Below are 12,304 nucleotides of genomic sequence, written 5' to 3'. Positions count from 1 at the left end.
AACAATCATGACGCAGGTCAAACCGGGCGATACCGTCCGTATTCACTACACCGGCACCCTGTCGGACGGCTCCACCTTCGACAGCTCGGAAGGGCGCGATCCCCTGGAATTCGTTGTGGGGTCCGGCCAGATCATCCCCGGCCTCGATACCGCCCTGTCCGGCATGAGCATCGGCGACAAGAAAGTCGTCGAAGTGCCCGCCGACGAGGCCTATGGCCAGCCCGACCCGAACGCGCGCCAGGCCGTGCCACGCGCCGAGATCCCCGATCACATCCCGCTGGACCTGGGCACGCAGTTGCAGGTCCAGACGCCGCAGGGCCAGGCGATGCCCGTGACCGTGGTCGAAGTGACCGAGACCGAGGTGACGCTGGATGCCAACCATCCGCTGGCCGGGCGCGACCTGACCTTTGCGATCGAACTGGTCGCCATCGCCTGAGCGGGACCCGCCAGGCCGGGACGCCGAAGGGCGCGGGGTGGATTTGCCCCGCGCCTTTCCTATGATGGGGGCAGCCAGCAGCCCGGGAGGCATGCCATGACCAGCCCCGTCGACGCACTTCTCGATCGCATCCGCGACCTTCAGGACCAGCTTGAGGCCGAGTTCGAGCGCCGCAGCGAGGATTTTCGCTACCGGCTGGAAAACGGGCGCATCATTTTTGACGAGGAGGCCCGCCGCCGCCAGCGCGAATTCCGCGTGCGCCTGTCGGATTTCCTGCGTGGCACCCGGCCGATGGTGGTGCTCTGCGCGCCCGTGATCTACAGCCTGATCATCCCCTTCGCGCTGCTCGACCTCATGGTCACGATCTATCAGCGGGTCTGCTTTCCGATCTATCGCATCCAGCCCGTGCGCCGCGCCGATTTCATCCGCATCGACCGCCATCACTTGGCCTATCTGAACGCGCTGCAGAAACTCAACTGTATCTATTGCGGCTATTGCAACGGGCTGATCGGCTATGTGCAGGAAATCGCAGGCAGGACCGAGGCATATTGGTGCCCGATCAAGCACGCGGCCCGGGTGGGCGCGCCGCACGCCTATTACGCGCAATTCGTCGATTACGGCGATGCTGCCGGGTTTCAGGACGGGCTTGCGGCCAATCGCGAACGTGTCGCGCCCGGCAGGATGGGCTGAGCTTCTTCTTGCCCGAAATATCCGCGGGGGGGGCCCGCAGGGACGGGGGGCGGCAGCCCCCTCTTCAGTCCCGGTTTAGCCCCGGTTTAGCCACGGTGCGTCAGGGAATCTCCAGCAACACGGCGCCTGACCGGCGGCCCGCCTCGACCGAGACATGCGCGGCGGCGCAATCGGCCAGAGCAAAGCGCGCATGGATCGCAGGCGTCAGGGCCCCGGCCCCGTGGGCGCGGTGCAGCAGGCCGATCGCGGTGCTGCGCTGGGCATCGGGCAGCAGGTAGATCAGCACCACATCGATGGTGATCGCGCGGAACAGATAGGCGCCGAAAGGCAGGACCGGGTTCATGTCCAGCGCCGATCCATAAGCCGCCACAGTGCCGTTTTCCGCCACGGCCTGGGCCAGCATCGCCGCGTTGCGACCGAACTCCACCTCGACGGCGCGGTCCACGCCGCGTCCGCCCGTCAGCTCAAGTACCTTTGCCGCAAGGTCGGGGTCGCGGTAATCCAGAACCGTCTCGGCCCCGGCCGCCCGGACACGGTCGAAATCGGACGCCGAGGCGGTCGCGATCACCCGCGCACCGCCCCAGCGCGCCAGTTGCACCGCATCATGGCCCACCGCGCCGGCGCCGCCTGAGATCAGCAGCGTCTGACCGCTCACCTGGCCGCCCCCGAAGACGCAATGCGCCGCAGTCAGCCCCGGAATGCCCATGGTCGCACCCTCGGCATTGGTCATGGCCTCGGGCAGGGCGACGGCCTGCGCGGCGGGCAGGGCGATCATCTCGGCCGCGGTGCCAAAGGGGCGGCGCCATTGTCCGTTCCAGATCCAGACGCGCTGGCCGATGCGCGCCTTTTCCACGCCTTGGCCCACCGCCTCGATCACGCCGGCACCGTCCGAATGCGGCACGATCACCGGAAAGGGCGGTTTTGTCACACCCGGCCGCGATCCGGCGCGGGCCTTCACATCCGAAGGGTTCACGCCGGAATGGGTCAGGCGCACCAGCACCTCGCCCGGTGCGGGATCGGGTGTTGCCAGATCGGTCAGGCGCAGCACATCGGCAGCAGCGCCGAAGGCGGAATAGGTGATCGCTTTCATGGCGTGGTCTTTCCCTTGGTCGTGACAGCACAGCGCCTTGCACTGTGGCAGGGCGCGCGCTGTCGTTCAATCCATATGCAAGGTTACTTGCGACGCAGGCGGATCACGACGTCGACCGCCGCGATCTCGGCGCCTTCGGGCGCGTTGGGAATACGCAGGATCTCAAGCTCGTCGCTTGGGGCATCGGTCAGCGTGCCGCTGTCTTCCCAGTAGAAATGCGGATGATCATGGGTGTTCGTGTCAAAATAGCTTTTCGTGCCGTCGACCGTGATCTCATGCATCAGCCCGGCCTCGCAGAAGGCGCGCAGGGTGTTGTACACGGTGGCAAGCGAGACACGCTCGCCCCCGTCCTGGGCCGCGGCGAACAGGCTTTCCGCCGTGACATGCCGATGCTCGCCATCGCCCACAAGAAGCGCCGCAAGCGCGACGCGCTGGCGCGTCGGGCGCAGCCCGGCCGTCCCCAGCCAGGTGGCGCCACGGGTCTGTGCCTGCTGGGTCTGGTGGCTGCACGCCTCAGGTGTCGTCAGCTTGGTCATTGTCATCCGTTCCAATCTCTTCCCCCTTATAAAGCCCGTGGCGGGAAAAATTCAATTGCAAACAGGCAGGCCCCTCCATTGCCCGGCAGGGGCGGGGTGGGCCGGATGCCGCGGGCAGGCTTGCATGGGGCGTCAAGCGGGTGCTAGACGGGGCAGACTGATTGCAGTGACAAAGACGCCACAGACCAGAAAAGGACCGCGCCGCGATGGCCCAGTATCCGAACCGTTTCGACAAGGAAGACCTGCTGAAATGCGCCCGCGGCGAGCTGTTCGGCCCCGGCAATGCCCAGCTTCCCGAACCGCCGATGCTGATGATGGACCGCATCACCGAGATTTCCGAGGATGGCGGCGCCCATGGCAAGGGGCATGTGGTCGCCGAATTCGACATCCATCCGGACCTGTGGTTCTTTTCCTGCCACTTCCCCGGCAACCCGATCATGCCGGGCTGCCTTGGCCTTGACGGGCTGTGGCAGCTGACCGGCTTCAACCTGGGCTGGCGCGGCTGGCAGGGGCGCGGCTATGCGCTGGGCGTGGGCGAGGTCAAGCTGACCGGCATGGTGCGGCCCGACCGCAAGATGCTGACCTACAAGGTCGATTTCACCAAGGCGATCCAGACCCGCCGCCTGACGATGGGTGTGGCCGACGGCATCGTCGAGGCCGATGGCGAGGTCATCTACCAGGTCAAGGACATGAAGGTCGCGCTGAGCGAAAGCTGAGAAGCCCGGCCCATCCGACGCGACGCCACACCGCCTAACCGCTTGCCCCTCAAAGACTGCTGTCCTAAACAGGCCAGAACGGGAAAAAGGGAGGGCGTCCATGCGCCGCGTCGTCGTCACAGGTCTGGGCATCGTGTCCAGCATCGGCAACAATGCCTCGGAAGTGCTTGAGGCACTGCAAGCGGGCCGCTCTGGCATCCGCGCGAACGAGGCGATGAAGGAGCACGGTTTCCGAAGCCAGATCGCGGGTGATATCAAGCTGGACATCGCCGACCACGTGGACAAGCGCACCCTGCGCTTCATGGGGCCGGGTGCCGCCTATGCCCATATCGCCATGGGACAGGCCATTGCCGACGCCGGCCTGACCGAGGCCGACATCTCCAACGAACGCACCGGGCTGGTGGCGGGGTCCGGCGGGCCTTCCACATCATCCATGCTGGTGGCGCATCAGACGGTTCTGGCCAATGGCAGCCCCAAGCGGATCGGGCCATTCGCCGTGCCGAAATGCATGTCCTCGACCATCTCGGCCAACCTCAGCACGGCCTACAAGATCAAGGGCATCAACTATTCGATCACCTCGGCCTGTTCGACCAGCCTGCATTGCATCGGCAACGCGGCCGAGCAGATCATGATGGGCAAGCAGGACGTGATGTTCGCGGGCGGTGGCGAGGAACTGGACTGGACCCTGTCCTGCCTGTTCGACGCGATGGGCGCGATGAGCAGCAAATACAACGACACGCCCGAACTGGCCTCGCGCGCCTTCGACGCGGATCGCGACGGGTTCGTGATCGCGGGCGGCGGCGGCATCGTTGTGCTGGAGGAGCTGGAGCACGCGCTGGCGCGCGGCGCGAAGATCTATGCGGAAGTCACCGGCTATGCCGCCACATCGGACGGGCATGACATGGTTGCCCCCTCGGGCGAGGGCGGCGAGCGCGCGATGCGCCTGGCGCTGGCGGGCCTGAACAAGGACCGCAGGGTCGGCTATATTAACGCGCATGGCACATCCACCCCCGTGGGCGACGTGGGCGAGGTCGAGGCCGTGCGCCGCGTCTTCGGCCGCGGCAACACGCCGCTGATCAGTTCGACCAAATCCATGACCGGCCACAGCCAGGGCGCCACCGGCGCGCAGGAGGCGATCTATTGCCTGCTGATGCTGGAGCATGACTTCATCGCGCCGTCGATCAACGTGGCCACGCTGGACCCCGCCATCGACGCGGGCGAGATCGCCATGTCCCGCATCGACAATGCCGGGCTGGACACGGTGATGACCAACAGCTTCGGCTTTGGCGGCACCAACGGATCCATGCTTTTGTCGAAATATCACGGGTGATCTGACATGACAGGACTGATGCAGGGTAAACGCGGCCTGATCATGGGGGTCGCCAATGAACGCTCGATCGCCTGGGGTATCGCAAAAGCGATGAGCGAGGCCGGGGCCGAGCTGGCCTTCACCTACCAGGGCGAGGCCTTCGGCTCGCGGCTGAAACCCTTGGCCGAAAGCGTCGGATCCGACTTCATGGTCGATGTGGACGTGACCGATGACGCCAGCCTTGATGCGGCATTCGAAGGTCTGGCCGCGCGCTGGCCGACGATCGATTTCGTCGTCCATGCCATCGCGTTTTCCGACAAGACCGAACTGACCGGGCGGTTCCTGAACACCAGCCGCGCCAACTTCCGCAATTCGCTGGATATCTCGTGCTATTCGCTGATCGAGGTGGCGCGCCGCGCGCATCCCCTGATGGTCGGGAATGGCGGCACCATCCTGACCCTGACCTATCAGGGATCGAACCGCGTGACCCCGTTCTACAACGTGATGGGCGTGGCCAAGGCCGCGCTGGAATCCGCCGTGCGCTATCTGGCCAACGATCTGGGTCCCGAAGGCATCCGCGTCAACGCGATCAGCCCCGGCCCGATGAAGACGCTGGCGGGTGCGGCCATCGGCGGGGCGCGCAAGACCTACAAGCATACCGACATGAATGCGCCGCTGCGCTCCAACGCCACGCTCGAGGCGGTGGGCGGCACGGCGGTCTATCTGGCCTCGGACGCGGGGGCCTGCACGACCGGCGAGATCATCCGCGTCGATGGCGGCTATCACGTGCTGGGGATGCCGCAGCCCGAAAACATCTGAGGGCGGTTCCTGTCGCGGGGTGGGGACGCTCCGCGGGGGATATTTGCAGCAAGAAGAAATGCAAGGCCAGGGAGGGCCGGGGATGACCGTTCTGATCGCGGGGGCCGGGATAGCGGGCCTGTCCATGGGGCTGACATTGCACCAGCTGGGCATTCCCTTCCGTATCCATGAGCGCGTGGGTGAAATACGGCCCCTGGGTGTGGGGATCAATATCCAGCCCAACGCGGTGCGCGAACTCTTTGATCTGGGTCTTGAGGCGCGGCTGGACGCGATTGGCGTGCGTACCCGGCAATACGGGTTCTACACCAAGACCGGGCTTGAGATCTGGGCCGAACCGCGCGGGCAATATGCCGGATACACCTGGCCGCAGTATTCGATCCATCGCGGCCAGTTGCAGATGATGCTGCTGGAGGAGCTGCGCGTCCGCGCCGGGGCCGATTGTGTCGTGACCGGCGCCGGCGTCGCGCGCTACGAGACCGGGGCAGCGGGCGCGGCGCTGATCCTGACGGATGGGAGCCGCGTGGACGGCGATCTGGTCATTGCCGCCGATGGAATTCGCTCGGCCATTCGGCACCAGATGTTGCCGGACGAGGGCGAGCCGATCTGGAACGGCGCCATCATGTGGCGCGGCACCAGCCCCGGCGTGCCGTTCCTGGGCGGGGCCGCGATGATCTTGGCGGGCCATGACACGCAGCGCTTCGTGTCCTATCCGATTTCCGCGACCGACCCCGAGACGGGTCTGGCGCAGATGAACTGGATCGCGGAACTGCGCGTCGATCCGGGCCGGGCCATGGCCAAGGGTGACTGGAACAAGCCCGCGGACCCTGCGGATTTCCTGCCCGCGTTCGAGGGTTGGGATTTCGGCTGGATCGACTGCCCGGCGATGATCCGCGCCGCCACGGGGCCGATCTATGAATATCCGATGGTGGACCGCGAACCGATGGCGCGCTGGACCGACGGGCGCGTGACCCTGATGGGGGACGCCGCCCATGCGACTTATCCGGTGGGATCGAACGGCGCGAGCCAGGCCATCATCGACGCGCGCAAGCTGGGTGCGGCCCTGCGCGATCACGGCGTGACGCCCGCGGCGCTTGAGGCCTACGAGGCCGAGATGCGCCCCCGCGCCGAGGGCATCCTGCGCGCCAATCGCGGCGCGGGTCCCGATGCGGTGATGCAGATGGTCGAGGATCGCTGTAGTGGCGTCTTCGATAATATCGAGGACGTCATCCCCCGCGCCGATCTGGCCGCCCATGCGGAGAAATACAAACGACTGTCGGGTTTTTCCATCGAGGTGCTGAACGCGCAACCGCCGATTCTGGGCCCCATCGATCACGCCGCCGTCTAGCGCGGGGCGCGCGTCAGAACCACTGGCCCGGCTCCATCAGGCCCAGATCCAGCAGTTGCCGCGAATGCCATTCGAAGGGCGTCGAATTGTGCCAGTGGAAGCTGTGGATATCGAATGTCGATCCCGGATTGGCCTTCAGCGCCTTGGCGGTGCGGAACGAACAGATCGCCGCCGTGATGTTGTGATGCCAGGGGCAGGCGTAGGTGTTGTATTCCTGATCGTTGAAGGTGTGATCGGCGCGCAGTTCCAGCCCCGGTTTGGCGCGAAACAGGGCGATGCGGTCGATCTTGCGGCGCGGCGCGGGCACATGTTCCTCGTAGCGCCAGCGCAGACCGCCGTAGAAATCCAGCTGCCGTTCACGCGGATTGTTGTGGTTTTCGGGATCGTTGCGCGCCAGCGCGTAATAGCCTGACTTGTCCAGATGCGCGTCCTCGAGGCTGACGGCGGATGGATGCGCGTCAAGATCCCCGGCGTAAAGGTCGATCACGTAGCACAGCATCGCATCGCGCCGCTCTTCTGTGTGGAAGGTCAGCATCTCGGCCACGCTGCGGTTTTCGCAGAACGGATAGAACAGGTATTCGGCATTGTAGCAGTAATAGAACCAGGTCCCAGGGGCGGCCCGGATCAGGGCGTTGACCGTATCGGTCAGCATATCGGGCGCAGCCGTGTCCAGGGCGATCCGGTGCACCTGGGCTTGCAGGTCTTCGGTCAGCGACAGCTCTGCCGGCATGAACACAAGGACCGCCCCAAAGCCCGAGGTCAGATGATGGCGCAGGGTCGAGGCCAGTTCCACCTCGTCTTCGGCGAAGATCAGCGCCACGGGACCCTTTGCCAGGATCTTGCCCGACCGGTTCAGAAAATCCTTCAGACTGTCGTATTGCATCGTCGTGAAATCGCCCCGAACCTGATCTGCCTGCCAACGCCCGCAAGGTCCGCGAAATCCGGGCGCATTGCAAGGGACCCCTTTTCTGGTATAGGCACCATCCTTGTTTCGACCAGCAGGACCAATCCCGGCAGGATACCCCCATGAGCGCGCCCCGCAAACTCTATATCAAGACCTATGGCTGTCAGATGAATGTCTATGACAGCGAACGCATGGCCGAGGCGCTGGGCGGGCAGGGCTATGTCGAGACCCAGACGCCGGACGACGCGGACATGATCCTGCTGAACACCTGCCATATCCGTGAAAAGGCCGCCGAGAAGGTCTATTCCGAACTGGGCCGGTTCAAGGCGCTCAAGGCTGCCAATCCCGATCTGAAGATCGGTGTCGCGGGCTGCGTGGCCCAGGCCGAGGGCCAGGAGATCATGCGCCGCCAGCCTCTGGTCGATCTTGTGGTGGGACCGCAAAGCTATCACCGTCTGCCCCAGCTCGAGGCGCGGGCCCGGGCGGGCGAAAAGGCGCTGGATACCGATTTCCCCGAGGACGACAAGTTCGAGACATTGCGCCACCGGCCCAAGGCCGCGCGCGGGCCGACGGCCTTTCTGACCGTGCAGGAAGGCTGCGACAAGTTCTGCGCCTTTTGCGTGGTGCCCTATACCCGCGGGGCAGAGGTCAGCCGCCCGGCGACCCGCATCCTGGAAGAGGCGCGGGACCTGGTCGAGCGCGGCGTGCGCGAGATCACGCTGCTGGGTCAGAACGTCAATGCCTATCACGGCAGCGGCGACGGCGGCGACTGGTCGCTGGCCCGGCTGATCCGCGCCCTGGCCGAGATCGACGGGCTGGAGCGGATCCGCTTCACCACCTCGCATCCCAATGACATGTCAGACGACCTGATCGCGGCGCATGGTGATTGTGCCAAGCTGATGCCCTATCTGCACCTGCCGGTGCAATCGGGCAGCGACCGGATCCTGAAGCGGATGAACCGCAGCCATACCGCGGAACAGTATCTGCGTCTGATAGAACGCATCCGGGCCGCGCGTCCCGATATTCTGCTGTCGGGCGATTTCATCGTGGGCTTCCCCGAAGAGACCGAGGCCGATTTCGAAGATACGCTGGCGCTGATCCGCGCGGTCGAATACGGGCAGGCCTATTCGTTCAAATATTCCACCCGCCCCGGCACCCCCGCCGCCGAGCGTCCCCAGCTGGACGAGGAGGTCAAGACCGACCGGCTCTACCGGCTGCAGGCGCTTTTGACAGAGCAGCAGCGCCGCATTCAGGACAGCATGGTGGGGCGCGAGGTCTCGGTCCTGTTCGAGCGCTCCGGTCGTCACGAGGGGCAGATGGTCGGAAAATCGGAATATCTGCATGCGGTCCATGTGGAAGATGCGGTGCGGGGCGGGATCGAACCGACCGGCCAGATCGCGCGCGTCAGAATCATCGGCAGCGGCACCAATTCGCTGTCCGGCGTGCTGGTCTGAAAGGCGGATTGCCTGCCTGGTACTGGCCGTTTGGTTGAATGTCGAAATGCCAACTACCGCGTCAGTTGATCGCGGCAGAGCGAATGTCGGGATTTGTTATTAATCCCCGGCTTTTCTAGGCACTGTTGCAAAGCCCAACACAATATATTGTGGATTTTTCTTTTCTATCGACGTGTTTTTGCTAAGATAGCGAAAATGTGTGTGCGTCCTTTGCAGGTCTCCTGAGGGGCGAAATCTTTAACAAGTAAACATGGGGGCTCTTCCAGCATGGCAATGAAATCAAGACGCTTGGCGTTTGCCGGCCTGGCCTTATCGGCGCTGGTCTTGTCCGGCATCGCCGCACCTGCGGTGGCCCAGCAGAATACCGTCAAGGGCGAACGCTACGTTCCCACGATCTGGATCGATCCCGATGGCTGCGAACACTGGGTCATGGATGACGGGGCCGAGGGCTTCATGTCGCCGCACCTGGACCGCAAGGGCAATCCGGTCTGCCACCGGGGACAGATCTGTGGCGTGATGCCGACGGATCAGTTCTTTGCAACCGATCGCCATCAGATCCACCCCCAGGCCAGGCAGAGCCTCGAGGCTTTCTTCCGCGGGGCGAATGCGCGGGCCTACCTGGTTCACGGGCATACCGACAGCCGCGCATCGGATGAATACAACATGCGCCTGAGCCAGCGCCGCGCCAACGCGGTGGCGCAGGTCGCACAATCGATCGGCGCCAATGTGATCGATGTGCGCGGCTTTGGCGAGCGGATGCCGCGCGCCAGCAATTCCACCGCAGACGGCAAGGCGCAGAATCGCCGCGTCGAAATCATCTGCCTGCGCTGAGGAGATCGGGAATGACATATCTCAAGGGTATCGCGATGCTGGGCGCGCTGGCGGCACTGTCGGCCTGTGAAAGCGTGGGGCCGGACAAATCGCGCGACAAGGGCGTGGACTCCAAACACCTCAGCCAGCTTGTGGCGGGGATCTGGGTCGATCCGACCGGGTGCGATCACTGGATCATCGACGATGGTCTCGAAGGCTATCTGTCGGCGCGGTTGCAGCCCGACGGGGCGCCCGTCTGCTCGAACGCGGCCCCTCCGGGCGTGGCCACAGGCCCGTTCAAGTCCGGCTCGAAGTTCGGCGACCGGCTCTGAGCCACGGCACGAAAGCTGCATAAAACACCGCAGACCCGGCTCTGCGGTGTTTTTTCGTGCCGATCCGGCCCCTGGCTTACCATGACGCTTGCACCCGGGCGCGCAACTTGGCACGATTCAACCCAGGTGACAGGGTCCGCCCTCCGCAGGCCCGGCCTCAGCAAGGAGACCTGCTTGGCTATCACAGTGCTGCCCCCGCCCTTCGATGCCGCCACCCAGATCGAACGTCTGGCCGAATTCCCCGACAACCGTCTGTTGATCGACCTGTGTGGCGAATATGATCGCAACCTGGCCGAGCTGGAAAAGAAACTGGGGGTGCAGATCCTGAGACGCGGCAATCAGCTGGCCGTCTTCGGTGAGGAAACTGCCACCGCCAATGCGATCGAAGTGCTGGATGCGCTTTATGAACGGCTTGAGGCCGGACGCGGACTCGAGCAGGGCGATATCGACCGGCAGATCCGCATGGGTGGTTCCGAACAGGGTACCGGCGCGCAGGCTGGCGATCAGCTGGAAATGTTCCGCTCGGGCCGGGTCGAGATCAAGACCCGCCGCAAGCTGGTGGAACCGCGCACCGAGGCGCAGAAAGCCTATGTGCAGAACCTTTTCAAACATGAGCTGTGCTTCGGCATCGGCCCGGCCGGCACCGGCAAGACCTATCTGGCCGTGGCCGCGGGTGTGTCGATGTTCATCACCGGCCAGGTCGACCGCATCATCCTTAGCCGCCCCGCAGTCGAGGCGGGCGAAAAGCTGGGCTATCTGCCCGGTGACATGAAGGACAAGGTCGATCCCTACATGCAGCCGCTCTATGACGCGCTGAACGATTTCCTGCCCGGCAAGCAGACCGCCAAGCTGATCGAGGAAAAGCGGATCGAGATCGCGCCGCTGGCCTTCATGCGCGGCCGCACCCTCAGCAACGCCTTCGTGGTGCTGGACGAGGCGCAGAACGCCACCTCGATGCAGATGAAGATGTTCCTGACCCGTCTGGGCGAGGGCTCGCGCATGGTCATCACCGGCGACCGGACCCAGATCGACCTGCCGCGCGGCGTCTCTTCGGGGTTGGCGGATGCGGAACGGCTGCTCAAGTCCATCGACAAGATCAGCTTCAACTACTTCACCTCGAAGGACGTGGTGCGCCATCCCCTTGTGGCCGCCATCATCGAGGCCTATGAGGCGGAGGGTGCGGTCTGACGCTGCACCTGCTTCTTCTTGCCGAAAATATCCTCGGGGGTGTGGGGGCGGACAGCCCCCACCGTGACAAGGCCGCATGCTGACCGATACGCAGATCGAAGACGACCGCTGGGCCGATGCCGGGCTTGCGCCGCTGGCCGAGACCGCGGCCCGCGCCACGCTGGAGCATCTGGGCCTTGATCCCGACCTCTACATGATCAGCCTGCTGGGATGCGACGATGCGCGCATCGCCATTCTCAATGCAGAATTTCGGGACAAGCCCGCGCCGACCAATGTCCTCAGCTGGCCGGCACAGGATCTGGCCGCTGATGAAGACGGAGAGTCGCCCTTCGTGCCCGATGACACCCCGCAGGACGATCCCTTCGCGTTCGATGCGGATGACGAGGGCATAGCCCTTGGCGATATTGCCATCGCCTATGACACCTGTGCGCGGGAAGCCGCCGAGGCGGGCAAGGCGATGACCGATCACGTGACCCATCTGGTGGTGCATGGCACCCTGCATTTGCTGGGCTACGATCACGTTCGTGACAAGGATGCCACTTTGATGGAGACAATCGAGGTGGCGATACTTGGCAAACTGGGGGTGGCTGACCCATATTAGGGGCAGCGCCGCGGGCCGCATGCCCGCGAACAGGTATTTCAAGGAAGCCGTGGCTTCCGCATTCTGGAAAGGCA

14 protein-coding genes are annotated in these 12,304 nt (G+C 64.5%); 11 read left to right on the top strand and 3 right to left on the bottom strand.

Annotation, left to right across the window (positions count from 1 at the left end; all coding sequences use genetic code 11):
* Window positions 1–7: 7 nt before the first annotated feature.
* Window positions 8–436 carry an FKBP-type peptidyl-prolyl cis-trans isomerase gene (locus tag ACFQ3C_RS07690; protein WP_380790164.1) on the top strand — a complete coding sequence of 143 codons (429 nt, stop codon included), beginning with the start codon at window positions 8–10 and terminating at the stop codon, window positions 434–436.
* A gap of 96 nt (window positions 437–532) precedes the next feature.
* Complete coding sequence (locus ACFQ3C_RS07685; RefSeq protein ID WP_380790162.1) at window positions 533–1,126, top strand: hypothetical protein; 594 nt, start codon at window positions 533–535, stop codon at window positions 1,124–1,126.
* A gap of 100 nt (window positions 1,127–1,226) precedes the next feature.
* On the opposite strand, the gene ACFQ3C_RS07680 is transcribed toward ACFQ3C_RS07685, so the two are convergent.
* The gene (locus tag ACFQ3C_RS07680) at window positions 1,227–2,216 is read right to left on the bottom strand and encodes an NADPH:quinone reductase (protein ID WP_380790160.1); all 990 of its coding nucleotides are present in this window, start codon (window positions 2,214–2,216) and stop codon (window positions 1,227–1,229) included.
* 83 nt (window positions 2,217–2,299) lie between these two features.
* Window positions 2,300–2,752 (bottom strand): iron response transcriptional regulator IrrA, encoded by a 453-nt coding sequence (irrA, locus tag ACFQ3C_RS07675; RefSeq protein ID WP_380790158.1) that lies wholly within the window; start codon window positions 2,750–2,752, stop codon window positions 2,300–2,302.
* 206 nt (window positions 2,753–2,958) lie between these two features.
* Between irrA and fabA the strand changes: the two genes are divergently transcribed.
* From fabA to ACFQ3C_RS07655, 4 genes are all read left to right on the top strand, one after another.
* Window positions 2,959–3,468: a bifunctional 3-hydroxydecanoyl-ACP dehydratase/trans-2-decenoyl-ACP isomerase gene (gene fabA, locus ACFQ3C_RS07670; protein ID WP_068291348.1), complete on the top strand. Its 510-nt coding sequence runs from the start codon at window positions 2,959–2,961 to the stop codon at window positions 3,466–3,468.
* Window positions 3,469–3,568: 100 nt separating this feature from the next.
* Complete coding sequence (gene fabB / locus ACFQ3C_RS07665; RefSeq protein ID WP_380790156.1) at window positions 3,569–4,798, top strand: beta-ketoacyl-ACP synthase I; 1,230 nt, start codon at window positions 3,569–3,571, stop codon at window positions 4,796–4,798.
* 6 nt (window positions 4,799–4,804) lie between these two features.
* Window positions 4,805–5,596: an enoyl-ACP reductase FabI gene (locus ACFQ3C_RS07660; protein WP_380790153.1), complete on the top strand. Its 792-nt coding sequence runs from the start codon at window positions 4,805–4,807 to the stop codon at window positions 5,594–5,596.
* Between the two features lie 82 nt (window positions 5,597–5,678).
* Window positions 5,679–6,941: a flavin-dependent oxidoreductase gene (locus tag ACFQ3C_RS07655; RefSeq protein ID WP_380790149.1), complete on the top strand. Its 1,263-nt coding sequence runs from the start codon at window positions 5,679–5,681 to the stop codon at window positions 6,939–6,941.
* 13 nt (window positions 6,942–6,954) lie between these two features.
* On the opposite strand, the gene ACFQ3C_RS07650 is transcribed toward ACFQ3C_RS07655, so the two are convergent.
* On the bottom strand, window positions 6,955–7,824 hold the full coding sequence (locus ACFQ3C_RS07650) for a glycosyltransferase family 2 protein (RefSeq protein ID WP_380790146.1): 870 nt from the start codon (window positions 7,822–7,824) through the stop codon (window positions 6,955–6,957).
* A gap of 143 nt (window positions 7,825–7,967) precedes the next feature.
* Here ACFQ3C_RS07650 and miaB point away from each other — a divergent pair, with 143 nt between their 5' ends.
* From miaB to ybeY, 5 genes are all read left to right on the top strand, one after another.
* Window positions 7,968–9,299, top strand: a complete 1,332-nt coding sequence (miaB, locus tag ACFQ3C_RS07645) for a tRNA (N6-isopentenyl adenosine(37)-C2)-methylthiotransferase MiaB (protein WP_380790143.1) — start codon at window positions 7,968–7,970, stop codon at window positions 9,297–9,299.
* Window positions 9,300–9,566: 267 nt separating this feature from the next.
* Window positions 9,567–10,130, top strand: a complete 564-nt coding sequence (locus ACFQ3C_RS07640; protein ID WP_380790140.1) for an OmpA family protein — start codon at window positions 9,567–9,569, stop codon at window positions 10,128–10,130.
* An 11-nt stretch (window positions 10,131–10,141) separates the two neighbouring features.
* Window positions 10,142–10,441, top strand: a complete 300-nt coding sequence (locus tag ACFQ3C_RS07635; protein WP_380790138.1) for a hypothetical protein — start codon at window positions 10,142–10,144, stop codon at window positions 10,439–10,441.
* An 81-nt stretch (window positions 10,442–10,522) separates the two neighbouring features.
* Window positions 10,523–11,629: a PhoH family protein gene (locus tag ACFQ3C_RS07630; RefSeq protein ID WP_380790136.1), complete on the top strand. Its 1,107-nt coding sequence runs from the start codon at window positions 10,523–10,525 to the stop codon at window positions 11,627–11,629.
* Window positions 11,630–11,705: 76 nt separating this feature from the next.
* Window positions 11,706–12,230 (top strand): rRNA maturation RNase YbeY, encoded by a 525-nt coding sequence (ybeY, locus tag ACFQ3C_RS07625; protein ID WP_380790133.1) that lies wholly within the window; start codon window positions 11,706–11,708, stop codon window positions 12,228–12,230.
* Window positions 12,231–12,304: the final 74 nt, after the last annotated feature.

Origin of the sequence: Seohaeicola saemankumensis, from assembly GCF_042678485.1 — a bacterium.
In the GTDB taxonomy this organism is placed as follows: Bacteria; Pseudomonadota; Alphaproteobacteria; order Rhodobacterales; family Rhodobacteraceae; genus Seohaeicola; species Seohaeicola saemankumensis.
The sequence above is the reverse complement of the archived record's forward strand: the minus strand, read 5'-3'. Positions and strand labels throughout refer to the sequence as shown.